This is a genomic window from Desulfobaculum xiamenense (genome assembly GCF_011927665.1).
Classification (GTDB): domain Bacteria; phylum Desulfobacterota; class Desulfovibrionia; order Desulfovibrionales; family Desulfovibrionaceae; genus Desulfobaculum; species Desulfobaculum xiamenense.
The window spans coordinates 202847-228183 of record NZ_JAATJA010000004.1 but is presented as its reverse complement, the minus strand read 5'-3'; the positions used below and the strand labels follow the sequence as shown (position 1 = coordinate 228183).

The following is a 25337-nucleotide window of genomic DNA, read 5'->3' as shown; positions in this document are numbered from 1 at the left end:
TACGTGTTCCGCTCGCCTTGGCGCACCCCGTGCAACAGGGCCAACCGGGTACGCCATACAAACGTGTTGACGACTGCATACCGAAATGCATAGGTTGCCCCTCGCAGACAACGCCAAACCCGCCGCGAGGCGGGGACGGAAAGCCACGGGCCTCCACAGGAGGCAGCCGGGTTGCCTTCGCGGAACGCACACGCCCAATGGGCAAAAGCGTCCCGCACCGCACGCCCACCCGAAACGGCCACCCGGCCGTTTTTTTCTTGCCCGCCGTCACGTCGCGTTGCTTCAGAAAAAATCTGCCCGATACCACGGGCATCGCGAAGGATTCATGAATATGCAGCGTATTGACGTGAACATCGTCAACCCGTTCCTTGCGAGCGTGATCGACGTCCTCGGGACCATGGCCAAGGTTCAGGCCCGGCCCGGAAAGCCCTTCATCAAGAAAGATAGCACCGCCAATGGAGACGTGACGGGACTCATTCCGCTTACCGGAGAGCGCCCCGGAACCGTCGCCGTGACCTTCGCCAGAAGGGCGGCGCTCGAAATCGCGGGAAGAATGCTGGGGGAAACGTTCGACGAGATATCGGAAGACGTGCGCGACGCGGTGGGCGAAATCACGAACATGATCTCCGGTCAGGCCAGACAGGGACTGGCCGCTCAGGGCAGTTCCTACCGCGCGGGCATCCCCACCGTGCTTTCCGGACCGGGACACCCCATCACGCATTGCGCGGACGGGCCCATCCTCGGGCTCAGCTTCGCCACCATGTTTGGCGACGTCACCGTCGAGGTCTGCTTCGGCGAGACAACGACGGACGCGAGACTGCGCGCCTGACGAACCGAGCTCCCGAATCAGGGAACGTCGGCCTCCTCCCACGACAGGGACTCCAGCCCCTCAAGGTGCAGCAGATCGCCCATGATCTGCGCACGCGGAATGTCATCCTTGGACAGCAGGCGCAGCCTGTAGGTCGCCAGCCCGTCCTTCACATCCTTATGGCAGTTCACGGTATGAATCTGCACGCCGTACATTTCGAGCACGTTGCGCAAATGCTTGAGCGTGGTCAGCGGGCAATGGCAAGTCACGGTGAGCAGCGAATAGAGATCCTGATGGATGGTACGCGTCAGCTTGTGCCCAAGGCCGGACAGCAAAACAAGACTGATCAGCGTGACCATCACCGAGGGCATGATGAACCCGGCACCCACGCACAGGCCGATGCCCGTGACCATCCACAGGCTGGCCGCCGTGGTCAGCCCACGCACGGTGCCCCGGCCCTTGATGATGGCACCAGCGCCAAGGAAGCCCATACTGGCGATGGCGTAGGACGCGATGCGCGAAGGGTCCAGCCGGACGACACTCATCTGGCTCAAATGCCGATACATGACCTCCATCTCCATGGAGAGCTGCATCATGAGGCATGCGCCAAGGGCGACGAGGATGTTCGTCCTAAAACCGGCGGCCTGACCGTGCGCCTCGCGCTCCCAGCCAATGGCCCCGCCAAGGGCGCCCGCCACGGCGATCTTCACCAGCGAATCGCCCCACGCGGGCAGATGAAGTATGATATCGTTCAGAATAACCATCGGACTCCACTCTCCGCCTCAACGCCACTGTCTTCGGCGCTGTTGATGTCGTTCCAGTAAGCCCATCACTATTCCAGGCACTTGCGCTTTGCAAGGGCCGCATATCCTTTTGCCCATTTTCGACGTGGCATTGCGTCGCACTTCCGACGAAGCGCCAGTGGCCATGCACTCCGTAAACGGATACGCGAGCGTCGACCAAGGCGACTTTTCCGTCGCTTCAGAGTCCGAGCCACACGGGAACACGCCGGCCGGAGCGCGACAATTCGGCGTCCAGTTCGGCCCAGCGCGGTTCGAACCGCGCGACCAAACGCCAGAAATTCTGCGAATGGTCCATGTGTCGGATGTGGCAAAGCTCGTGAACCAGCACATAGCGCGCCAGTTCCGGCGACAGGAAGAGGATGTTGAAATTGAGGCTTATGGTCCCGCGACCGGAGCAACTGCCCCAGCGGGTCTTCTGGCCGCGCACCTGCGCGCGCTCGAAGGGCAAGTCCAATTCGGCGGACAATTCGCGCAGCCAAGGAACCAGCACCGCGCGGGCCTGGTCCTGAAGCCATGCCCGCACGAGACGCGGACCGTCTTCCCCACTCCCGTTGACCAAAAGCAGGCGACGGGGCCCGGCCTGCGTCAGCCGGGCCGACGTGCCGGGGCGCGCCAGCGTCTCAAGGGACCAGCGCTCCCCGCACGCGGCGAGATCGAGGGATTGCGGAATCATCGGAGCTTCGCCGGGGACGATGCCCCGGCGTTCGAGACTCCGAAAGACCCGCTCGATCCACTCGGCCCGACCCTCGATGATAGCAGGAATGCGCGAATGGTCGAAGCCTTCCGGCACCACGATTTCAAGCCCGCGACGAGCCGTCACCCGCAAGGTGACCCGCCGTGCGCGACGGCTTTCGCGCACGCTATGGGCCGGTGGCCAGCCACCCGCGGGCGACGCGTCACTCATCGCCCACCGCTAGCGGCCGCAGCACTTCTTGTACTTACGCCCACTGCCGCAGGGGCAGGGATCGTTGCGGCCGATCTTCGGCTCCTCGCGGCGCACGGTGGGATTGCCGCGCACGCGGCCATCGGCATATACCCACAGGCCGTTCTCGCGGTGGAACTGGCTCAGTTCGGAATGCTGCTGACGCACACCCTTCTGCTCGAAGGTGGCGGTGAAATCGACCTCGCCGGTCTCGTCATTCTCGCCACCGCCCATCACGCCATGCACTTCGAGGCCCAGCCATGTGCTGGTCTCGGCCCACTGCTTCACAGCTTCGGGATCGTGCAGATGCCTCTTCTTCTCGGAAAGGGTGTCATGCAGATAATCCAACGCGCCGACGCTAAACGCGGTGTAGCGGGCACGCATGAGCGCCTCGGCCGTGGGCGCGGGTGTCGCTCCGGTGATGTGGGGTTCGCAGCACTCGGCGTAAGCGCGGCCCGAACCGCAGGGACAATTCTCAATGCTCATGTATCGTTTCCTTGCTCTGGGGAAGCCCCGGCTCCGGCATGGCAGCGCACGACCTCGGCGGCCAGCGTCTCCATGCCCGCCTTGTCTATGGGCTGTTTGTCTGTAAGAAAAACGACGATGAACGTTCCACCGTCGCTGGTCAAGGTCACCTTGGTCTCGGACGTGTACTCGGCCACGGCCCGCTCCAGCCGCTCCACGAGATGCACGAGTCCGGCGACGTTCGTCTCGTCGGACACCTCAAGCCGGAAAAAGGCCAGCTTCGCGTCCAGCGGATACCGCTTCACGCGGATCTCGGCTGCGCAAGGCATGATCAGGCGAGCGGTTCGAGGGACACGGGCTCATGGGAATGATGACAACCATGGCCATCTTCGTCATGATGGGCGCAGATTTCCGCGTTGTCCTCGACCTCTCCGGCCAGCCAGCGCAACAGAATGTCGTCGATGCCGCCGTCGCAACCACGGATGACCTGCACGCCCACACCGGCAAGCCGGTCCACGGCACCCTGGCCCATGTTGCCCGCGAGCATCACGCTCACGCCGTCCGCTGCCAGAAGCTCGGCCACATTGGACTTGCAGCCGCAGCCCTCGGGGGCGTCCATGCGCACCCGCGCGACTTCGCAGCGTGTTGCATCGTCGATGGTGACGACGGTGAAATATTCGCAATGACCGAAATGGCTGTCCACGACGGCTCCGCCGTTGACCGTTTTGGTGGGGAACGCGATCTTCATGTTCTCTCTCCTGAATTTCCCGAATTCGTGCGGGCAGCCCGCACGACGAACAAGGTAGATATGGCGTGCCCAAAGTCAACAACAATTGCGAGCTTCCCGATAGGGAACTGAACTTCGAGACCTCCCGCTCCGGCGGCCCCGGCGGCCAACATGTCAACAAGGTCGAGACGCGCGTCACCGTCGTCTTCGACGTGGCTGGCTCGCCAAGCCTCACCGACGCACAGAAGGCCCGCATCATGACCGCGCTGGCCTCACGCATCGACACCCGCGGCGTGTTGCGCGTCAGCGCGGACGACAGCCGCAGCCAATCGACCAACAAGGCGCTGGCCGTGGAGCGCCTTGTGGAACTCCTGCGGCAGGCGCTCATCGTGCACAAGAAGCGCCGCCCCACGCGCCCCACCCTCGCCTCGACCAAGCGCCGCGTTTCCGAAAAGAAACGTCGCGGCGACACCAAACGCCTGCGCGGCAAGGTCAGCGGCGACGACTAGAACCCCTGCCCGACGGCCACATCCCGACAACACCGCACGCCCGACCCGGCGCATCCCGCGCCGCGCCACACACTCCCAACCGGGATCTTTCCGGGATGCGACCCAGACCGCATAAAAAAGGCCCCGCGACGAATCGCGGGGCCTTCTGCCATTTTATGGATATGTCCGGTGTGGTGTCTTACCTAGCAGAACTGACGCAGGAAGCGCGTATCGTTCTCGAAGAACATGCGCAGGTCGCCAATGCCGTACTTGAGCATGGCGACTCGCTCGATGCCGAGTCCGAAAGCGAAACCGGTGTAGACTTCGGGGTCGTATCCCACGGCCTTGAAGACCTGCGGATCGACCATGCCGCACCCGAGGATCTCAACCCAGCCGGTCTGCTTGCAGACACGGCAGGGCTCGCCGTTCACCTCGCCCTTTCCACCGCACATCACGCAGCTGATATCAACCTCTGCGCTGGGCTCGGTGAAGGGGAAGAAGCTCGGGCGGAAGCGGACCCGGGTATCGGTTCCGAACACCTGGCGCACGAACGACGTCAGCGTGCCGCGAAGATCGGCCATGCTCACGTTGTGATCCACCAGAAGTCCTTCGATCTGATGGAACATGGGCGTGTGCGTAAGGTCGGAATCGCGGCGGTAGACCTTGCCCGGAGCAATGACCGCGACAGGCGGCTTGCGACCGAGCATGGTTCTGACCTGCAGCGGCGAGGTATGCGTGCGCAGCAGCACCTGATCCGTGATGTACAGGGTATCCTGCATATCGCGGGCGGGGTGCTCGGGCGGCAGGTTCAGAGCCTCGAAGTTGTAGAAGTCGGTTTCGACTTCGGGACCGGTGACCACCTCGAATCCCAGGCTGCCGAACACGGAGCAAATTTCCTCCATGACCAGCGTGATGGGATGCAGGGACCCTACTTCGGGCGTACGCCCCGGCATGGAGGGATCGAACAGCGACAGGGCCGCGTCTTCCTTCTCCTGTGCCAGTGAGGCCTCGCGGGCGGCGAAGAGTTCGGTCAGCTCGTTCTTGACGAGATTGCCGACCTTGCCAACCTCGGGGCGGTCTTCCTCGGACAGGTCGCGCAGGCCTGAAAGCAGGGTGGCCAACTGGCCCTTGCGGCCGAGGAACTTCACACGAAGTTCCTCCAGAGCATCAACGGAACCGGCCTGTCCCAGCTCCTCGCGGAAGGCGGGGACGATGGCACCCAGTTCGTCTATGAGCTTCTTTCCTGCGTCAGACATGGCTAGTCGAGCTTGCTTTTGGCGATCTCGGCGACCTTTGCGAAGGCAGCCTTCTCACGGACGGCCATATCGGCCAGCACCTTGCGGTTCAGCTCGACGCCGGCCAGCTTCAGGCCGTGCATGAACTTGCTGTAGGACATGCCGTGCTCGCGCGCGGCAGCGTTGATACGCATGATCCACAGCTTGCGGAACTCGCGCTTGCGGACCTTACGGTCACGGAAGGCGTAGACGAGCGCGCGCTCAACGGTCTCGCGGGCTGTGGTGTACAGCAGGCTGCGGGCACCACGGTAGCCCTTCGCCATCTTCAAATATTTCTTGTGACGCCTTTTGGCGGTGACGCCTCTCTTAACTCTCATCGTTCGTTTCCTCCTTTACCCCGCCCCCAAGGTTGCCCCGGTTTGGCAGGGAGAACGACATTCTATGGATGGTTGGGAACTCGCGTCTGCTTACTTGCAGAGCGCGGGGATCATGCGCTTCACTGCGCGCTCGTTGGTCTTGTCGACCAGAGCGCCCTGACCGAGGCGGCGCTTACGATTGGCGCTCTTCTTGGTCAGGATGTGGCGCAGGCCCTGCTTGCGACGACGGATCTTGCCGGAGCCGGTCGCACGAAAGCGCTTGGCGGCGCTGCGGTTCGTCTTGATCTTGGGCATTGCTGTCTCCTTGCTGTGGAATGCGCAAACAGCGGCCCCCCATGGCAAGGGGGCCGCCGACGCTGTTTCCGTTCCGGACATATCGCTTGACCGCAACTGGTGCGGCCATGGCGTCTTGCTCGCGGAGGATTACTGCTTCTTGGCAACCGGTGCAAGCAAAAGGCTCATGGTTCTGCCCTCGGCCCGGGCCTGCTGCTCGACTTTGGCAATGTCGGCAACGGCTTCGACCACTCGGTCCAGAACAATCATGCCACGATCCTTGTGCACGATCTCGCGCCCACGGAAGAAAATGGTCACCTTGCAGCGGTCACCATCCTCCAGAAAGCGGCGAACATGCTTGAGCTTGGTGTTGAAATCGTGATCGTCCGTCTTGGGGCGCATCTTGATTTCCTTGATCTGGACAACGGCCTGCTTCTTACGGGCAGCCTGAAGTTTCTTCTGCTGCTCGTACTTGTACTTGCCGAAGTCCATGATCTTGCAGACCGGGGGTTTGGCGTTGGGCGCCACTTCCACCAGATCCAGCCCAAGCTCGTGGGCCATCCGCAGGGCCTCGTCAGTAGAAACGACGCCGACCTGCTCTCCTTCCGCTCCGATCACAAGCACTTCGCGTGCGCGAATCTGCCTATTACACCGGGCACGAATAGCTGCTGAAGCTATAGCTCATTCCTCCGCGTTTGAACGGTTCCCGGCAATCTTCGAGAACCATGTTTACAGTCTCCTCCAGGGTCTTCAGCCCCAGATTCTCGCCCCTCAGGCGCACGTTGACGCCTTGGGCCTCGACCTCCTTGTCTCCCACGACAAGCAGGTACGGAACTTTCTCAAGCTGCGCTTCGCGCACCTTGTAGCCGAGCTTCTCGTTGCGCAGGTCGGCTTCGACCCGAATGCCATGCTCCCGCAGGAACAGGCGCGCCTTCTCGGCAAATTCGTGCTGGGCATCGGTAACGGTCAGGATTCGGGCCTGTACGGGTGCCAGCCACGTGGGGAACGCACCGGCGAAGTGCTCGGTGAGCACGCCGATGAAACGCTCCACGGAACCCATGATGGCTCTGTGGACCATCACCGGGCGGTGACGCTCACCATCTTCGCCGATGTAAACCATGTCAAAACGTTCTGGCAAGGTGAAATCGACCTGGATGGTGGAGCACTGCCACTCGCGACCGAGGCAATCATGCAGTTTCACGTCGATTTTCGGGCCGTAGAACGCACCATCGCCTTCGTTGACCTCATAGGGCAGACCCATGCTTTCCATGGCATCCACCAGAGCGACGGTCGCGCGCTCCCAGTCCTCGTCGGAGCCGATGGACTTCTCAGGACGGGTGGACAGCTCCATGGTGTACTCGAAGCCGAACAGGCCCATGAGGTCCTGAATCCAGCGCATGACGCCCTTGATCTCGTCCTGGAGCTGGTCCGGACGGCAGATGATGTGAGCATCGTCCTGCGTGAACTGGCGGACGCGAAGCAGGCCGTGCAGCACGCCCGACTTCTCGTGGCGGTGCACCACGCCGAACTCGAAATAGCGCTTGGGCAGATCGCGATAACTGCGCAGATGCGAATTGTAGATAAGCATGTGCGCTACGCAGTTCATGGGCTTCACGCCATAGGGCTGCTCGTCGATCTCCGTGAAGTACATGTTCTCGCGGTAGTTGTCGTAGTGGCCGGAGGCCTCCCACAGCTCGCGCTTGAGAATCTGCGGGGTACGCACGATGTCGTAGTCTCGCCGCAGCATCTCGCGGTTCACGAAGTCTTCGAGGATGGTGCGCAGCAGGGCACCCTTGGGATGCCAGTAGGCCATGCCCGCGCCGCCGCGCTCCTGGAAGCTGAACAGGTCCAGCTGGGGGCCGAGCTTGCGATGGTCACGCTTCTTGGCCTCCTCGATGCGGTCGAGGTGCTCCTTGAGCTCCTTGGCAGTGGCGAACGCCGTGCCGTAGATGCGCTGGAGCATCTTGTTCTTCTCGTCGCCGCGCCAGTAGGCGCCAGCCACGCTGGTCAGCTTGAAGGCCTTGAGGAATCCGGTGGACGGAACGTGGGGACCGCGGCACAGGTCGACAAAGCCGCCCTGCGTGTACACGGAGAACTCGTCTCCGCCCAGATCGTCCATGATTTCGCCCTTGTAGGTCTCGCCCATGGAATCAAAGAGCGCACGGGCCTCGGCCTTGCTCATCTCCTTGCGGACGAAGGGAGCGTCGGCGGCGACGATCTTTTCGATCTCGGCCTCGATGGCCGTAAGATCCTCGGGGGTGAAGGGACGTTCGAAATCGAAATCGTAGTAGAAGCCATTCTCGATGGCCGGGCCAATGGTGACCTTGGCGGAAGGAAAGAGACGCTTCACGGCCTCGGCCATGATGTGCGCCGCGCTGTGCCTGATGACGGCGAGTCCCTCGGGGGTGTCGTCATAAACGGGAGTGAGCTCGGTGCAAGTCTCGCTAATAGTTCGGCTCAGATCCAGAAGAGTTTCGCCGCATCTGCATGCCACAACCTTCTTGAACTTCTTGCCGGAAAGCGCCTTCTTGAGGATCTCGCCGCAAGCCATACCTGCCTGTGCGTCCACAGCCATGTCGGCAACCGCAACCTGCACGTCGTTACTCCTTTGTTTCGGGGTTCCCGCCTACAATGCGAACCACCCCATGTGCATAGACCTTTAATAAAAAAGGGAGGCCATAGGCCTCCCTGTAGATTCGAAGTGGTAGGCCCGAGCAGATTTGAACTGCTGACCCCTTGCGCGTCAAGCAAGTGCTCTCCCCCTGAGCTACGGGCCTACTTCGTCGCGGACGCCGATGACGTCGTCGCGAAAACGGTGTCTACAGATTTCACCCCTCACCGTCAAGCGGTTTCTAAAATTTCGTTCACATTTTTTTCGCGGACAGCGGGAATATCCGGGCTTTTCAATCTCAACATACCGAATTCAATGACTTTACCTGTTCAAGCCTTCGCAAGACACTTCTTGAGGTAGCCATCACGTCACCGCCCTCCCCATCGAATCCGTCATTGAAATGCCCGGCATCCGCCAGTATTCACCCTTGCGCCGCGCATCCCTCGTCCGACACGTCACACCCCATCCCGTCTTGACTCTCGGACGCACGATGGCACACTAACGATAGACAATTCTGAGGACCAGCCATGCAGCAGCCCATCACATTCTCCATCATCACCCCAAGCGGCGGACGCCGTCCGCAGGCGCTGCGCCTCGCCATGGGCAGCGTGGCCGAAGCCCTCACCCGGCTACGCGAAGCGATCGGCCCGTCCATTCATATCGAAATGCTCGTCGGCTTCGACGGCATGCGCGGCCCGCGCCTCGGGCCCGACGGCGGCCCGCCCCCGGACTTCGTGCGCTTCTTCGACCTGCCTCGCGACGGCGACTACGGCAACGCCGTGCGCAATACGCTGCTTCGGGCCGCGCGCGGGGGCCACGTCCTGTTTCTCGACGACGACAACGCCCTGACGCCGGAAGCGCTCTGCATCTACCACGCCCACCTCGACCACGAGATGATCGTCGCGCGCATCGACACCTCCCGCGCCTTCGCGGATGTCCCGCTGCTGCCGCGTGTGGGCGACGACCGCGAGCTCGTGCGCCCCACGAACATCGACCCGCTGTGCGTGTGCGTATCGCGCGAGTTGGCGGTGGTGCGTTGCGGCGGCTGGACCAGCAGGGGCGGCTACGAGGCTGACTACACGAACATTTTCCACTATTGGCGCAGGGCGAAATCCCGCCGCGTCCTCGACGCCGTGGTTGGCGTGTACGACGCGGGGCGCGGGCTGGACACGGAAGGCGTCAACTGGCGGCAGGCGGCTTCGCCCGACTAGAGATGACACTCGTCGGGTTCGAGAATGGGCAGAAGCACCGTGAAGCGCGCTCCTTGCCCTGGCCGCGTCTCAACCTGAAACTGTCCGCCGTGATTGCGCACAATGATAAAATAGGCGACCGACAGCCCCATCCCGGTCCCCTCTCCGGGCGGCTTGGTCGTGTAGAACGGCTCGAAAACGCGCCGCTGCACCTCCGGGGGCATGCCCGGACCGTTGTCCTCAACCTCCAGAAAGCCCCATTCGCCGCGCCGTCCCGTACGCAGGACGATGCGCGGATTCGCGGTCCCCGCGTCCGTCATGGCCTGTGCCGCGTTCTTGAGCAGGCCGAACACCACCTGTTCGAGTTCCGAACGATGGCAACACACGGGCGGCGGAGGGTCGGCGAACTCCCTGACGATCTCAATGGCCAGAAAGTCGTAGCCGCGCCGCAAGCTGTAATCGCCCGAAGCCAATTCCACAGCTCCCGCAACCACGGCATTGAGATCACACGGCACGGGGGACGAATCGCTACGCCGGGCGAAATCGAGCATATTGGACACGATGCGCGCGGCACGCAGGGCCGATTCGCGAATGCCGTCGAGCATGCGCAGCACGCCGCGCTCTTCGAGATACCCCCGCACGCTCTCCACCGGGACACCCAGCCGCTCGGCGACCTCGGCATTGGTGCCCATGAGCGGATCGAGCCGCCGCATGATATTCTGGGCACCCTGCACAATGCCACTCAAGGGGTTGTTGATCTCGTGGGCCATGCCCGATGCCAGCCCGCCCACGGAAATCATCTTTTCGGTCTGCGCCATCATGGACTCCAGCCGCACCTGCTCCGTCACATCGTCCACGCGCAGGACGGCCCCGCCCTCACCACCGGCCAGCGGGAAGCTCTCAGCCACCAGATGGCGCGGTGCCACGCCTCCCGAGGATTCCAGCCGCACGGACGGCGGACGACGCCCCGACAGGGCCAAGGCGAGTTGCTCGCGGCATGGTTCCAGCACCGCGAAGGCCTCGAACACATCCGCCCCGAGCGCCTCCTCGTCCCGCTCGGCCATGGCGAGGGCCACCGTGTTGACGGCAACCACTCGCCCATCCGCGTCGATGGCGATGACAGCGCAGGCCATGGAATCCATGACACTGCGCAGGCGCGCCCCAAGAATCCACGCCTGTCGCTCACTCGTCCTGAGGGCCGCGAAGTTTCGCCGTATCATGCCATAGAGCAAAAGCGCCGTGACCAGCACGAACAGCCAGCCCTTCCACGTCTGGATGACCAGCGCGATCCGAGGATCAGGCACCAGCATTTCCAGCGCCCAGTCCGAGAACAATATCCATGCGAAGCCGAACACGGCGTACACCAGCACCGTGACCAGCGCTCGGTCCACCCGTATGCGCTTCACCGGCATGCGACCTCCCCGCGTCTTCGCCATTTTCATACACATACCATGCGGCATTGATCCGAACAGATCAAGGCCGCACCAACTCCCGCCCCGCACGGTTTTTTGCGGGGGCCTCTGGACAACGTACGCCCAAGGCATTAGGTCTACGTGAAATCAGTCACAAATCCTCACACACAAGGAGTTCCGATATGGAAGACGAAATCCGCACAGACCGGAAGTGCCCGCACTGCGGACAGCTGCTTGAGCCGTGGATGGGGCCGCCGGAAACGGGCTGGGGCATCCTGCTCGTCTGCAACAACAACCAGTGCCCGCTCTTTCTCGACTCCAACAATACCGTGGCCGAATTCAATCCCGAGTCAAAGCTCGGATTCCGCTACGCCGAGGACCCGGCGAACAACTACACGTCATTCAATCTCGCCACCTATTGCGGATCATCCTACATGGATATGTGCAAAAAGTAGCCCCGATCTTGTCTTCACCAAAAAGCCCCGCCTGCCGGGGCTTTTTTTTTGCCTCCGCCTGTACTATGTTTCGCGCGATGCGCCACCGCGACTCCACCCTCCGCCAGATTCTTCTCGGCAGGGGCTTCAGACGGCGCATTGCATACGCAGCAATCATCGCCATCCTCTGCGCTGGTCTGGCCTGCGCCCTCGTCTACGCAAACATCCTCGCAACCCGTAGCCAGCGGGCGGCCTACACCACCCAGCTCAGCCAGCAGGCGGCCACCATCCGCGAAACCATCGCCTCGCGCCTCGGCACCATCGCCACGGCCACACAGGTCTTCGCGAGCGACCTACTCCCCCGATTCGAGAAGGGACGCATGCCGGAGACCGGAGCCCGCGCCAATCTCGCCCGACTGTCCATGATCTTTCCGGCCATTCGGGCCGTTTCCTATACGCGGCTGCACGACGGCGCGCTGCTCCTGCATGCGGCCGAAGGCTTCGACACACCCGCCCTGCGAAGCCTCGTGGGCGCGGAGGCAGCCCACCTCCCGGCCGACACACGGCTCTCCCCGGGCACACGCCTTGGGGACACGATGGTCATGGCGCTGACCGTTCCGGTCCGCGCGGACAGTGAACTGACCGGCATCCTGTGCTGCGTCATCGACTGCTCGCGCCTGGCCTTCGAGACCTCACCACTCAACGACCCCAAGCAGCACCGGTTCTGCACCGTCATCGACGGGCAGGGAACCATCATCGACTGCTTCATCGACGCCCTGTGCGGCACGAATCTCATGGAACCCACCAGCGCCATGCCGCCGCACATCCGCGAACTGACCCGACGCGTCGTAAAAATCCCGAACGGCAGCGACGTCTTCGATCTGCCGAAAGGTGTCTCGCACCACTCACCGGCCCGGCTGCTGGCGTGGGACTCCCTCGCCCTTGGCGGGCAGCGCATCGTCGTCGCCTGCACTGCTCCCGAAAGCATCGCCGCCATTCCGCTCACGCGCCAGCGCGTCCTCTACGCGGGCATCGGCGCCATGCTACTGACCGCGCTGGCCATTCTGGTCATCATCGGAACCGCGCGCAGGACGCGCCACTTCAGACGCGCCGCCTACCGCCGCATGCTCGAAGTCATCGACGTGGTCCCAGACCCCACCTTCGCGGTGGATACGCGAGGCACGGTCATCGCATGGAACCCGGCCATGGCCGCGCTGACCGGCATCCCGAGCGAAGAGATACTGGGCAGGGGCGAAGGGGAACACGCGCGCCTCTTCCACGGCGAGCGACGCCCCATGCTCGTGGACCTCATCGGCCACGGCCCGCGCGAGGTGGAGCGCCTCTACGACACGGTGGAACGCGTGGGCGACGTGGTGCAGGTGGAGACGTTCGTCCCAAGCCTGCGCAACGGACGCGGCGCACATGTTGCCGGAACAGCCTCCCTGCTGCGCGACGACGATGGCGCGGTCATCGGTGCCATCGAAACCGTCCGCGACGTCACACGCCTCAAGCGTGCGGAACGGCGACTGCGCGCCAGCGAAGAACGCTACGCGCTGGCAGTCGCTGGCGCCAACGACTGCATCTGGGATCTGAACCTGCGCACGGACAGCCTCTACGTCTCCACGCGCTGGGCCGACATCCTCGGCATCCCCCCCTCACAGGCCCCTACGGGCCTGGACGACTGGCACGCACGCCTGCATCCGGCGGACAGCCCCGCCGTGACCGAGGCGTTCGAATCAGTCATCCGTGGGGAAATGACGCATTTCGACATCGAATACCGCATGCGCCATCAGGACGGCAGCTACCGCTGGGTGCTCACCCGCGGTGCAGGGCTAAAGGACATCGACGGCACGGTCTGCCGGATAACCGGCGCGCTGACCGACATCACCGAACGCAAGCACGAGGAGGCCATCTCCTCCATCCTGCTCGCCATTTCCGGCGCGGTGCATGCCTCGCGCGACCTGAACGAACTCTATGCCACGGTGCACTCCATCCTGCTGCGACACATCGACGCCACAAATTTCTACATCGCCACCGTCGATCGCCACCGCGCATGCCTGGACTTTCCCTATTTTCGCGACGAGCGCGAAGGCACCAGCGCCGAGAGCATCCCTCTCGACGAAGCGGATTCCCCCGGTCTGACCATGGAGATCATCCGCAATGGCTGCCCGCGTTTCCTCGACCGCGCAGGCATCGACGCCATCGGCGGCATCGGCCCGCAGGCCCAGCAATGGCTCGGCACGCCGCTCGTCATCGCAGACACCGTCATGGGAGCCATGGCCGTCCAGCACTACGCGGACCCACACCACTACACCCGGCGCGACCTCGATCTGCTCGTCTCGGTCTCGGCACAGGTGGCCATGGCCATTGAGCGCAAGATGAACGAGGAGGAGCTGTCCCATCAGGCGCGCCACGACGCCCTCACCGGGCTGGCCAACCGCGCGCTGTTCACCGAACGGCTGGAGCAGGCCATCGCGCGCGCCCGCCGCAGGGAGAACTACCGCTTCGCCGTGCTCATGCTGGACCTCGATGACTTCAAGCTCGTCAACGACTGCCACGGCCACCAGACCGGAGACGCGCTGCTTCTGCACCTCGCAGGCACGCTCCCCCGCATGCTGCGCGCCACGGACACCATGGCCCGCCTCGGCGGCGACGAATTCGCCGTGCTCATCGAGGAGTTCAACCAACCCCGCGAGGTGGTGCGCATCATCAGACGCTTGCAGGAAGCCACAGGCGAACCCGTGGCGCTCTCCGGCGAGGAGGTCCTGCCCTCCACCAGCATCGGCGTGGTGATCAACGGCAGGGACTACGCGGACACGCAATCTATCATGCGCGACGCCGACATTGCCATGTATCAGGCCAAGCAGCGCGGCAAGGGCCGCTTCCGCGTCTTCAGCAGCTCCATGCGCGCACAGGCGACGCAGCAGCTTGATCTGCGAAACAGCCTGAGCCGGGCCGTGCGCAACGGCGAATTCACCCTCGTCTATCAGCCCATATTCCGCGCGTGGGATCAGGCCCTCGTCGGCTTCGAGGCGCTCCTGCGCTGGCGGCATCCGCTACGCGGCTTCGTCAGCCCGGCAGAATTCATTCCCGTGGCAGAGGAAACGGCCCTCATCCTCCCCATCGGGCGCTTTGCGCTGGAAGAGGCCTGCGCGGCCATGGCCCGCTGGCGCGCGGCACATCCCTGCTGCCGCGACCTGACCATGGGCGTGAACCTGTCGGCCAGACAGACGGTACAGACCAATCTGACGAACATCGTCCGGCGCACCCTCGGCAAAACCGCGCTGCCGCCGTCCTGCCTGAAGCTCGAAATCACGGAAACCGCAGTCATGGAGGCTCCCACGGTCTCACAGGCCAACCTGCGCAAACTGCGCGGACTCGGCGTGAGTCTGGCCATCGACGACTTCGGCATCGGCCACTCGTCGCTGGCCTACATCTCGAACCTGCCCGTACAGACAGTGAAGATCGACCACACCTTCACCTCGCGCCTCGGGCGGGACGTCGAGACCCGCGAGGTCATCCGCGCCATCATCACGCTGGCCCACTCGGTGGGCCTGAACGTGGTGGCCGAAGGCGTGGAGGACGAAAGCCAGCTTGCCATGCTCAGGGGCCTCGGCTGCGAATACATCCAGGGCTTCCTCCTCGGCCGCCCCATGCCCGAGGACGACATCACCGCCCTGCTGCGTTCGCTGGACGACGCAATCGCGCACGACGCCTGAACGCACCGATTCCAGAAATTCGTCTTCCACCGGGCACATCGGCGCGCAACCCACCATCGCCTCGTTGCATCCTCCAAGGAAAACAGGACCATCCATATTGTTTTCCCCGTACATTTTCCGTACGGTACTCGCCACCAATGCAACACTTGCGACATCACGGCACGATGGCGTCCCGCTGGCCAATGCATCCCGCCCTCGCGGCGGTGGGAGTGCTTGTCGTCGTCCTTGTTTTCACCATCGCCACATCATTCATCGAACGCTGCGCATTCAACAGACACGAAAAGTCCTTCAACAGCCAGCAACGCACCCAGACCACGCTTGCCCGCCACGGCCTTACCGAACGCATCGAATCGCTTCGACGTGGTTTCGCGTCGCTCGTCCCACCGGGCCATGCGCACTCGGACGCCACACCAGCCCTGCGGGATCATCTCCGCCAGTTCCTTGTTGCCACCCCCTTCGTGCACAGCGTGGGCTTCTTCGCCTCGCAGGCCGGGCCGACCATCGAGGAAACGGCCAATACGCCAGAGGGTACATCCGCCAGCGCCCTCGCCCGGGACTGGGCACACAAGTACTGGGCCAACACGCTCGAAGCGACAACACAGCCTTTCGTCCCGCCGTTCGTTCTCTGCGAATCGCGCCAGCTCTTCGGACTGCTCCAGCCCGTTGGCCCACAGGCCCATCCCGAGGGCATCGTCGTCATGGTCTGCGACCTCGCCGCCTTCACCGAGCCCTTCATCGCCCCCCTGCGTTCGGGACAGTACGGTGCAGGCTTCCTGCTCGACGACAACGGCAACGTGGTCTTCGACCACGAAACGGCGATCATCGGCAGCAACATCTTCGACGGCATGCACGCCTCCTTCCCGGACCTGCAACGCGTGGACAGACGCCTCGTCAGCGAGCCTTCGGGGACCGACGCCTACACCTTCACACTCGAACGCGGCGGCAAAACGGCGCGCAAGCTCATCGCGTGGGATTCGCTGCCCTTCGGCCAACGCAGGCTCGTCATCGCGCTCTCCGCACCGGATCAGGAAATCGCGACCATCCTCGCGGACCTGCACAACCAGCAGGCCCTCGCATGGGGATCGCTGATTGCGGGACTCGTGGCCGTCGCCCTGCTCATGGCGCACAAAAACGCCGACCGCCAGAACCGCAAGGCCAGAAAGCGCCTCGCCAGCATCATCGAGAACCTGCCCGACGCGACCTTCGTCGTGGACGCAACGGGCCGCGTCCTCGCCTGGAACAGGGCCATCGAGGACATGACCGGCGTACTCAAGGAGGACATGCTCGGCAGGGGAGACCACGCCTACGCCGTGCCCTTCTACGGCAAGCGCCGCCCCATCCTGCTCGATTACCTGCACAGCGATGTGCCCATCGACGCGCAAGACTACGCACACATCGAGCGCGACGGAAACGTCCTGCGCTGCGAGCTGCACGTGCCGCAACTCGGCGGCGAGCGCGGCGCACACCTGTGGATAACGGCCTCCCCGCTGGTCGATGACAACGGCGACATCATCGGCGCCATCGAATCCATCCGTGACATCACCGACCGCCGCGAAGCGGAACTGCGCCTTGAGCGTAGCGAGGAACGCTACGCGCTGGCCGTGGCAGGGGCCAACGACGGCATCTGGGACTGGGACGTCGATACCGACACCGTCTATTTCTCGCCGCGCTGGAAGGCCATCATCGGCTACGAGGACCACGAGATCGGCAACGACGTCGCAGAATGGCACCGGCGCATCCACCCGGACGACAAGGGCCGCGTCCTCGCCGCGAACGAACGCGTCATCCACGGCGAGCCGAACTGCTTCGAAGTCGAATACCGCCTGCGCCACAAAGACGGCAGCTACCGCTGGGTGCTCGGCCGCGGCACCGGCGCTCGCGACGCCAGCGGACGCATACGGCGGCTGGCCGGGGCACATACGGACATTACGGTCCGCAAGCACAACGAGAACGTCAATTCCGTGCTCTTCCGCATCTCCAACGCCGTGAGCACCACGCGCGACCTCGACGACCTGTTCGCCTCCATCCACGCCACGCTTCGCGAATACATCTACGCCGACAACCTCATCATCGCCCTCATCGACGAGGAGCGGGACCGCCTGCACTTCCGCTACCTGCACGACGAGGTGGAAAAGCACCTCGACGCGCTGGAAGGCATTTCCCACGACGACATCGGCGGCATGAACATGGCCGTTCTGCGCGAGGGCAGGCCGCTCTTGCTGCACCGTGAAGACCAGCTCGCGGTGGACGTCATCGGCACGCCCTCCGCGGTCTGGCTCGGCGTGCCCCTGCGCGTGGACGGCAAAGTCATCGGCGTCATGTCCACGCAGGACTACGCAGACCCGCACCGCTTCTCGCAGCTCGACATCGACCTCATGGTCTCCGTGTCCGAGCAGGCGGCCATGGCCATCGAGCGCAAACGCAACGAGGAGGCGCTGGCACGGCTGGCCCTGCACGATCCGCTGACCGGCCTGCCAAACCGCAACCTCTTCAACGACCGGCTCGACCGGGCATACCAACGCGCCCGCCGCAGCGACGCGCACCAGTTCGCCGTCCTGCTCTTCGACCTCGACCGCTTCAAGAACGTCAACGACAGCCACGGGCATCAAACCGGCGACAAACTCCTCGAGGCTGTGGCGGAACGGCTGAAGCCCGTGTTGCGCACCACGGACACCATGGCCCGCCTCGGCGGAGACGAATTCGCCGTGCTACTTGAGGAATTCAACTCCCCGCGCGAGGTCATCCGCATCGTTACCCGCATCCAGCGAGAACTGGAGCGCCCCCTGCGCGTCGACGCGACGGAGCTCGCCATCTCCGCCAGCATCGGCATCGTCCTGCGGGGCAAGGACTACTCCTGCCCGCGCGACATCCTGCGCGACGCGGACATCGCCATGTACGAGGCCAAGGCCGCCGGAAAGGGCACCTTCAGCGTCTTCAACGAGGAGATGCACGCACGCACCGTGGAAATTCTCTCCATCGAGACAGACCTGCGCCGCGCCCTGCGCGAAAGGGAACTGACCGTTCACTACCAGCCGCTGTACCGCGCCAGTAATCTTGAACTCGTCGGCTTCGAAGCGCTGGCCCGCTGGCGCCACCCGCAGCGGGGCATGCTGCTGCCGGGGCGGTTCATCGAAATCGCCGAGGACTGCGGACTGGTGGGGCAAGTGGACCGCTTCGTCATGCAGCGCGCCTGCGCCGACATGGCCCGGCTCATCAGTGCGGGCCTCATCGCCGGCGACGTCAGCGTCAGCGTGAACATCTCGGCCAGCCAACTGCGCAGTTCCGATCTCGCGCGGCACGTGGGGGACACGCTGACCGGCTCCGGCCTGCCCGGACACCGTCTCAACCTCGAGCTCACCGAAACCACAGCCATGAAAGACCCTGCCGCATCGCTGGCCATGTTCCGCCGCATCAAGGCCCTCGGCGTGGGCCTCATGCTCGACGACTTCGGCACCGGACACTCGTCGATGTCGTACCTCCAGCGCTTGCCCATCGACGTCATCAAGATCGACCGCACCTTCACCACCAACATCTGCTCCAACTGCGAGAACAAGGGCATCGTGCGCGCCATGACCGCACTCGCCGCCACCATGGGCATCCGCGTCATCGCCGAAGGCGTGGAGACCGAGCCGCAGCTCGAAACGTTGCGCTCGCTCGGCTGCGACGTGGTGCAGGGCTATCTCATCGCCCATCCCATGGAAATCGACGACCTACTAGCCATGCTCGCCAAATCCGCCATGCGCGGCAGCTCCGTCGAGAGCACCGTTATTCGCAACTGACCTCCCTCCTGCCGTCCCCTCGTCTCTGCGACAACGAATCCTCACATCGCGACAACTGTGATTCTCAACGTCTGCACACGCAACGTCCCGATTACACTTTCACATTGTCAATTCGCAAATCTGAATGTAAGAGTTTCAAACGCCATTATTCCGCGCGGTTCCGCCTCCGGAACCACGCGAAGGGACACAGACGGAGCCGACGTCGGGGAGCGTCGGCATGTCTTCCGTCTCCATCACACTCGGTTTTTCGCGCCGCACGTACGGCTTTGCAGCGAAAAAACGCATCCCATCGGATGCGCCAGAGGTCGCCGGGCGGATGTCCGCCATGCGGCCCACAACGGTTTGTGTTACCCAACAATCCACTCGGAGGTGCTTGATGAAACGCTTTCTTGTCTCCTTCATGTGCGCCGTCATGCTTCTGGGCTTCGGCTCCATGGCATCGGCGAAAACGCTGAAGGTCGCCTTCAACGCGGACCCCGTGTCCCTGGACCCGCACGTCCAGCTGTCCGGCGGCATGCTCCAGTACTCCCACATCGTCTACGATCCGCTCATCCGCTGGACCAAGGACATGACCTTCGAGCCTAGGCTCGCTCTCAAGTGGGAACGCATCGATCCGCTGACCATGCGCTTCTACCTGCGCAAGGGCGTGAAGTTCCACTCCGGCAATCCCTTCACCGCCAAGGACGTGAAGTGGACCTTCCATCGCCTGCAGAAGAGCCAGGACTTCAAGGGCCTCTTCGAGCCCTTCGCCGATGTGGTCGTTGTTGACGACTTCACCGTCGATATCAAGACCAAGAAGCCCTACCCCCTGCTGCTGAACATGGCCACCTACATCTTCCCGATGGACAGCGTGTTCTACACCGGCATGGATGAGGCCACCGGCCAGCCCAAGGACGCCATCATCAAGGTTGGCCCCTCCTTCGCCCTGACCCACGAGTCCGGCACCGGCAAGTACATGGTGACCTACCGCGAGCACGGCGTGCGCATGGAGTTCACCGCGTTCCCCGAGTACTGGGACAAGAATTCCGGCAACGTCGACAAGATCGTCCTGACCCCCATCAAGGAAGACGCCACCCGCGTGGCCGCCCTGCTCTCCGGCGACGTCGATTTCATCAATCCCGTTCCTCCGCAGGACTTCGACCGTATTGATGCCGATCCCAAGGTCAACCTGATCACCATGCCCGGCTCGCGCATCATCACCCTGCAGCTGAACCAGCAGCGCCGCGCCGAGTTCGCCGACAAGCGTGTGCGTCAGGCCATTGTCTACGCCACCAACAACGAAGGCATCGCCAAGAAGATCATGAAGGGTCGCGCCGTGGCCGCTGGCCAGCAGGCCCCCCACGGCTACGTGAGCTTCCAGGAAGACCTCACCCCCCGCTTCGACCTCGAAAAGGCCAAGCAGCTCATGAAGGAAGCCGGCTTCGAGAAGGGCTTCACCTGCACCATGATCGCCCCCAACAACCGCTACGTGAACGACGAGAAGGTTGCCCAGGCGTTCGTGGCCATGATGTCCAAGATCAACATCCGCGTTGAGCTCAAGACCATGCCCAAGGCCCAGTACTGGGATCAGTTCGACGCCAAGGTTGCCGACATTCAGATGGTTGGCTGGCACCCCGACACCGAGGACTCCAGCAACTACACCGAGTACCTGCTGATGTGCCCCAATGTCGAGTCCGGCATGGGCCAGTACAACAGCGGCAACTACTGCAACAAGGAAGTCGACCAGCTGATCACCGATGCCATGAGCGAGACCAATCCCGCCAAGCGCACCGAAATGATCCAGAAGGCCGAGCGCATCATCTACGAGGATGCCGCCTATGTGCCTCTGCACTGGGAGAGCCTCTCCTGGGCCGCTTCCCCCAAGTGCAAGAACGTGGACGAGATCGTCAACGTGATGGACTTCCCCTACTTCGGCGACCTCGTCATGGAGTAGGTTTTCCCCAGGCCTGAGCGGGAGGGCTTGCATTATTATCCACAAGAGGGTAATTCCCTCCCGCTTTGGCGAAAGCTTTCGCAGGTGCGAAAACGGAAGCGTTTTCGCACCAATCAAAGGCTTTCGCCTTTCCATCCGGAGGGTTGCGCCCCCGTCGCGCATACCGTGTTCCAGTAACTCACAACAAGCATAGGCCATGTTCGCATTCACAGTCCGCCGCATTGCGCAGGCACTCATCGTGATGCTGGTCATCAGCGTCATCGGTTTTGGCATCAAGCAGGCCATCGGCGACCCGGTCCGCGATCTCGTGGGCATCTCCGTATCCGTCGCTGAACGGGCACGCATCGCCCAGGAGCTGGGGCTCAACGACCCCATCCCGGTCCAGTGGTTGCGCTTCGTGACCGACGCCATGCATGGCGATCTGGGTCAGTCCTTCTTCTTCAAGCAGCCCGCCATGGAAGTCATTCTCCACAAGGCACCGGCTACGCTCGAACTCGTCTTCGTGGCCTCCATCATCATCCTCGTGCTGTCCATCCCGACGGGCATCTACTCCGCCTGCAAGCCCAACGCGGCGCTCTCGCGCTTCTTCATGGGCGGATCCATCGTCGGCGTGTCCATACCCGTCTTCCTGACAGCCATCATGCTTATCTACGTCTTCTCGGTGCAGCTCCAGTGGCTGCCCTCATACGGACGCGGCGAAACCGTCAAGCTCTGGGGATTTTGGGATACCGGCCTTCTCACCAAGGATGGTCTCGTCCACCTCATACTTCCGGGCATCTCGCTGTCCTCGGTCATGCTGCCCCTGTTCATCCGCCTCATCCGAGCCGAGATGAAGGAGGTGCTGGAGGCCGAATACATGAAATTCGCCCGCGCCAAGGGCCTCAAGCCGTGGCGCATCCTTCTCGTGCACGGGTTCAAGAACACCCTGCTTCCGGTCATCACCGTGGGCGGCGTGCAGCTCGGCACCATGATCGCCTTCACCGTTCTCACGGAGACGGTCTTCCAGTGGCAGGGCATGGGCTTCATCTTCCTCGAAGCCGTCGAGCGCGCGGATTCCTCGCTGCTTGTGGCCTATCTCGTGTTCGTGGGCGCGGTCTTCGTGTGCGTGAACACCATCGTGGACATCATCTACGGCCTGGTGAACCCCATGGTCCGGGTGACAGGCAGGAAATAGCATGAGCATCTGGAAACGATTCAAGAAATCCTACTTCCTCTACAGCTTCCTGCGCGATCCGCTCGCCATGGGGAGCTTCGTCCTGTTGGCATTCTTCGTCATCGCTGGCTTCTCCGCCCCGCTGACCGCGCCGGTGAACCCCTACGACGCCTCACAGATCGACGTCATGGACTCCGAGCTGCCCCCCGTCTGGATGGGCGGAGCGGATTCCCACTTCATACTCGGCACCGACGCGCAGGGACGTGATCTGCTGTCCACCATCCTCTACGGCACCCGCGTGTCCGTCATCATCGGCCTCGGCGCTGTGGCGCTCCAGGCCATGATCGGCATCCTCGTGGGCCTCGTGTCCGGATACCGCGGCGGCAAGATCGACTCGCTGCTCATGCGCATCGCCGACGTGCAGCTGTCCTTCTCCACCTACATGGTGGCCATCTTCCTCGGCGCCATCTGTCAGGCGGCCTTCGGCCTTGCCAAGTACGAGCAGATCGCCGTTCCCTTCCTGATCATCGTCATCGGCCTCGCCGAATGGCCGCAGTACGCCCGTACCGTGCGCGCCTCCGTGCTGGCCGAAAAGAAGAAGGAATACGTGGAGGCGGCCCGAGTCATCGGCCTGCCCGCGTCGCGCATCATGTGGCGGCACATCCTGCCCAACACCCTCACCCCGGTGCTGGTCATCTCCACCGTGCAGGTCGCCAACGCCATCATGAGCGAAGCCGCCCTGTCCTTCATCGGTCTGGGCATGCCGCCGACCAAGCCGTCCCTCGGGTCGCTCATCAAGTCCGGCTTCGAGTACTTCTTCAGCGGCTCGTGGTGGATCACCGTGTTCCCGGGCGTCGTGCTGGTGGGACTTATCCTGTCCATCAACCTGCTCGGCGACTGGATGCGCGACTTCCTCAACCCCAAACTCTACAAGAACTAGAGCCGTGAAGATTCAACCGCAAGACAACACCGGCGGCAACGGCAAGCTGCTCGAAGTGCAGGACCTCACCGTCAAGTTCGCCATGCGCAAGGGAACCCTCCCTGCGGTGAACGGCGTGAGCTTCTCCCTCGGCAGGGGTGAGCGCATGGGGCTGGTCGGCGAATCCGGAGCGGGCAAGTCCGTCACGGGTTTCGCCATCCTGAACCTCATCAGCAAGCCCGGATACATAGAGTCCGGACGCGTCGTCTTCGAGGGACAGGATATCTCCGCCCTCAGCTACGACGAAATGCGCCACATCCGCGGCAACCGCATCAGCATGATCTTTCAGGATCCCATGATGACCCTGAATCCGGTCCTGACCATCGGTACCCAGATGGTCGAGACCCTGCAGGCGCACCGCAACATCTCGCGCAAGGAAGCTGAAGAGATCGCCATCGAGAAGCTCCGCAAGGTCTACATTCCCTCGCCCGAGAAGCGCCTCCAGCAGTACCCGCACGAGTTCTCCGGCGGCATGCGCCAGCGCATCGTCATCGCCATCGCGCTTCTGACCTCGCCGAGTCTCATCGTCGCCGACGAGCCGACCACGGCCCTCGACGTGACCATCCAGGCCGAGATCATGGCCCTGCTCGAAGAGCTGTGCGAAACCGAAAACATGGGCCTCATCCTCATCACGCACGACCTCGCCGTCGTGTCGCAGGTGACGCAGAAGATCGCGGTCATGTACGCAGGCCGCGTCATCGAAATGGGCCTGACCGAAGACATCATCGGCCATCCCCTGCATCCCTACACCAAGGGCCTGATCAATGCGCTGCCCCAGGCCGGAACCAACAAGGGCTCCCGTCTGGCGCAGATTCCCGGAGTGATGCCCAGCCTTTACAGCATTCCCAAGGGCTGTGCATTCCACCCGCGCTGCACCATGTGCTCCTCCCTGTGCACCACGGAGCTGCCCACGCTCTCCTCGCGCGAATCCGGAAACCTCGTGGCCTGCCACTGCGTGTAGGGCAAGGACGGTTCAGACAGTGACCAATACACAGAATCAGAAGCAGCCGCTCCTGTCCGTCAGGAATGTCGTCAAGCACTTCGACATCTCCGGCGGAATGCTGGAGCAGCTCAAGTTCGTCAATGGCCGCATCCGCCGCGTGCAGACGCTGGTCAAGGCCGTCAACAACGTTACCCTCGACATCTTCCCCGGCGAGACGCTGTCCGTCGTGGGCGAGTCCGGTTGCGGCAAGTCCACCCTTGCCCGCACCGTCATGGGTCTGTACACGCCCACCTCGGGCGAGCTGTACTACGACGGCAAGCGCTACGACAATCTCAACGCCGATCAGCTCATGCCCTTTCGGGCACGCATGCAGATGGTGTTTCAGGACCCCTACGCGTCCCTCAATCCGCGCATGACCGTCCGCCAGATCCTCGAAGAGCCGCTGCGCTTCCACCACCCCCGCCTCACCGAGGCCGAGGTGCAGGAAAAGGTAGCCGAGGTCATGGCCCAGGTGGGCGTGCGGCAGGGCTGGGGCGGCAACTACCCCCACGAGTTCTCCGGCGGCCAGCGCCAGCGCATCTCCATCGCCCGCGCGCTCATGGTCGATCCCGAGTTCATCGTGGCCGACGAGCCGATCTCCGCGCTCGACGTGTCCATTCAGGCGCAGATTCTCAACCTGCTCATGGACGCACAGGAACAGCGCGGACTGACCTACATGTTCATCAGCCACGACCTCTCCGTGGTCGAGCACATCTCCACCCGCGTGGCGGTGATGTACCTCGGCTCCCTGTGCGAGCTGACCAAAACCGCGCCGCTGTTCGAGACGCCCCTGCACCCCTACACGCAGGCGCTCCTGTCGGCCATCCCCAAATTCGGACAGAAGGAAAAGGCCCACGTCAAGCTTTCGGGCGACGTGCCGACGCCTATCAATCTGCCCACGGGATGCGTGTTCCACGGCCGCTGTCCGCACGCCAACGAGCGCTGCCGCAGGGAGATTCCCAAGCCCATCGAGCCCGCGTCCGGCCATTTCGTGGCCTGCCACGGCGTAGAAGAGGGCAGACTGTAGAAAGTCAGTCATTGCAGCCG

Annotated in this window: 22 protein-coding genes, 1 tRNA gene and 1 riboswitch; of the genes, 11 read left to right on the top strand and 12 right to left on the bottom strand. The window is 63.2% G+C overall.

Annotation, left to right across the window (positions count from 1 at the left end; genetic code table 11):
* Positions 1–102 precede the first annotated feature (102 nt).
* A riboswitch (cyclic di-GMP riboswitch) is annotated at positions 103–179 on the top strand.
* A 152-nt stretch (positions 180–331) separates the two neighbouring features.
* Entirely contained in the window at positions 332–829 is a 498-nt protein-coding gene (locus GGQ74_RS15050) for a chemotaxis protein CheX (RefSeq protein ID WP_209280222.1), read from the top strand.
* 17 nt (positions 830–846) lie between these two features.
* On the opposite strand, the gene GGQ74_RS15045 is transcribed toward GGQ74_RS15050, so the two are convergent.
* The 5 genes from GGQ74_RS15045 to GGQ74_RS15025 form a co-directional block, all read right to left on the bottom strand.
* Positions 847–1572 carry an MgtC/SapB family protein gene (locus tag GGQ74_RS15045; protein ID WP_167942411.1) on the bottom strand — a complete coding sequence of 242 codons (726 nt, stop codon included), beginning with the start codon at positions 1570–1572 and terminating at the stop codon, positions 847–849.
* Between the two features lie 217 nt (positions 1573–1789).
* Complete coding sequence (locus tag GGQ74_RS15040; RefSeq protein ID WP_167942410.1) at positions 1790–2515, bottom strand: M48 family metallopeptidase; 726 nt, start codon at positions 2513–2515, stop codon at positions 1790–1792.
* 9 nt (positions 2516–2524) lie between these two features.
* Positions 2525–3019, bottom strand: coding sequence for a YchJ family protein (locus tag GGQ74_RS15035; RefSeq protein WP_209280221.1), 495 nt, complete (start codon positions 3017–3019; stop codon positions 2525–2527).
* Positions 3016–3303: a hypothetical protein gene (locus tag GGQ74_RS15030; RefSeq protein WP_167942409.1), complete on the bottom strand. Its 288-nt coding sequence runs from the start codon at positions 3301–3303 to the stop codon at positions 3016–3018. Before GGQ74_RS15030 ends, GGQ74_RS15035 begins: the two co-directional genes overlap by 4 nt.
* A gap of 26 nt (positions 3304–3329) precedes the next feature.
* Positions 3330–3746: a NifB/NifX family molybdenum-iron cluster-binding protein gene (locus GGQ74_RS15025; RefSeq protein WP_167942408.1), complete on the bottom strand. Its 417-nt coding sequence runs from the start codon at positions 3744–3746 to the stop codon at positions 3330–3332.
* Positions 3747–3811: 65 nt separating this feature from the next.
* Between GGQ74_RS15025 and arfB the strand changes: the two genes are divergently transcribed.
* A complete protein-coding gene (gene arfB, locus GGQ74_RS15020; RefSeq protein WP_167942407.1) occupies positions 3812–4234 on the top strand; it encodes an alternative ribosome rescue aminoacyl-tRNA hydrolase ArfB in 423 nt (140 codons plus the stop codon).
* Positions 4235–4416: 182 nt separating this feature from the next.
* On the opposite strand, the gene pheS is transcribed toward arfB, so the two are convergent.
* The 6 genes from pheS to GGQ74_RS14990 all read right to left on the bottom strand — a co-directional run bounded on the left by pheS (position 4417) and on the right by GGQ74_RS14990 (position 8875).
* On the bottom strand, positions 4417–5469 hold the full coding sequence (gene pheS, locus GGQ74_RS15015; protein ID WP_167942406.1) for a phenylalanine--tRNA ligase subunit alpha: 1053 nt from the start codon (positions 5467–5469) through the stop codon (positions 4417–4419).
* Between the two features lie 2 nt (positions 5470–5471).
* A complete protein-coding gene (gene rplT, locus GGQ74_RS15010) occupies positions 5472–5825 on the bottom strand; it encodes a 50S ribosomal protein L20 (RefSeq protein WP_167942405.1) in 354 nt (117 codons plus the stop codon).
* Positions 5826–5915: 90 nt separating this feature from the next.
* A complete protein-coding gene (gene rpmI, locus GGQ74_RS15005) occupies positions 5916–6119 on the bottom strand; it encodes a 50S ribosomal protein L35 (protein WP_167942404.1) in 204 nt (67 codons plus the stop codon).
* 129 nt (positions 6120–6248) lie between these two features.
* A complete protein-coding gene (infC, locus tag GGQ74_RS15000; protein WP_342448632.1) occupies positions 6249–6776 on the bottom strand; it encodes a translation initiation factor IF-3 in 528 nt (175 codons plus the stop codon).
* Complete coding sequence (thrS, locus tag GGQ74_RS14995; protein ID WP_167942434.1) at positions 6745–8673, bottom strand: threonine--tRNA ligase; 1929 nt, start codon at positions 8671–8673, stop codon at positions 6745–6747. The genes infC and thrS overlap by 32 nt, the downstream gene beginning before the upstream one ends.
* Before the next feature lie 127 nt (positions 8674–8800).
* Positions 8801–8875, bottom strand: a tRNA-Val gene (locus tag GGQ74_RS14990).
* A 361-nt stretch (positions 8876–9236) separates the two neighbouring features.
* On the opposite strand from GGQ74_RS14990, the gene GGQ74_RS14985 reads away from it, so the two are divergent.
* Complete coding sequence (locus GGQ74_RS14985; protein WP_167942403.1) at positions 9237–9920, top strand: glycosyltransferase family 2 protein; 684 nt, start codon at positions 9237–9239, stop codon at positions 9918–9920.
* Here the strand turns inward: GGQ74_RS14985 and GGQ74_RS14980 are convergent.
* The gene (locus tag GGQ74_RS14980; RefSeq protein ID WP_167942402.1) at positions 9917–11311 is read right to left on the bottom strand and encodes a two-component system sensor histidine kinase NtrB; all 1395 of its coding nucleotides are present in this window, start codon (positions 11309–11311) and stop codon (positions 9917–9919) included. The genes GGQ74_RS14985 and GGQ74_RS14980 overlap by 4 nt on opposite strands.
* 182 nt (positions 11312–11493) lie before the next feature.
* Here GGQ74_RS14980 and GGQ74_RS14975 point away from each other — a divergent pair, with 182 nt between their 5' ends.
* The 8 genes from GGQ74_RS14975 to GGQ74_RS14940 all read left to right on the top strand — a co-directional run bounded on the left by GGQ74_RS14975 (position 11494) and on the right by GGQ74_RS14940 (position 25317).
* Positions 11494–11766, top strand: coding sequence for a hypothetical protein (locus tag GGQ74_RS14975; protein WP_209280220.1), 273 nt, complete (start codon positions 11494–11496; stop codon positions 11764–11766).
* Positions 11767–11843: 77 nt separating this feature from the next.
* Complete coding sequence (locus GGQ74_RS14970) at positions 11844–15464, top strand: sensor domain-containing protein (protein ID WP_167942401.1); 3621 nt, start codon at positions 11844–11846, stop codon at positions 15462–15464.
* A 182-nt stretch (positions 15465–15646) separates the two neighbouring features.
* The gene (locus tag GGQ74_RS14965; RefSeq protein WP_167942400.1) at positions 15647–19243 is read left to right on the top strand and encodes a bifunctional diguanylate cyclase/phosphodiesterase; all 3597 of its coding nucleotides are present in this window, start codon (positions 15647–15649) and stop codon (positions 19241–19243) included.
* 376 nt (positions 19244–19619) lie between these two features.
* Positions 19620–21176 (top strand): ABC transporter substrate-binding protein, encoded by a 1557-nt coding sequence (locus GGQ74_RS14960; RefSeq protein ID WP_167942399.1) that lies wholly within the window; start codon positions 19620–19622, stop codon positions 21174–21176.
* Between the two features lie 196 nt (positions 21177–21372).
* The gene (locus tag GGQ74_RS14955) at positions 21373–22350 is read left to right on the top strand and encodes an ABC transporter permease (RefSeq protein WP_167942398.1); all 978 of its coding nucleotides are present in this window, start codon (positions 21373–21375) and stop codon (positions 22348–22350) included.
* A 1-nt stretch (position 22351) separates the two neighbouring features.
* Positions 22352–23269, top strand: coding sequence for an ABC transporter permease (locus GGQ74_RS14950; protein WP_167942397.1), 918 nt, complete (start codon positions 22352–22354; stop codon positions 23267–23269).
* A gap of 82 nt (positions 23270–23351) precedes the next feature.
* The gene (locus GGQ74_RS14945; protein ID WP_167942431.1) at positions 23352–24269 is read left to right on the top strand and encodes an ABC transporter ATP-binding protein; all 918 of its coding nucleotides are present in this window, start codon (positions 23352–23354) and stop codon (positions 24267–24269) included.
* A gap of 97 nt (positions 24270–24366) precedes the next feature.
* Positions 24367–25317, top strand: coding sequence for an ABC transporter ATP-binding protein (locus GGQ74_RS14940; protein WP_167942430.1), 951 nt, complete (start codon positions 24367–24369; stop codon positions 25315–25317).
* The last annotated feature ends 20 nt before the right edge of the window (positions 25318–25337 follow it).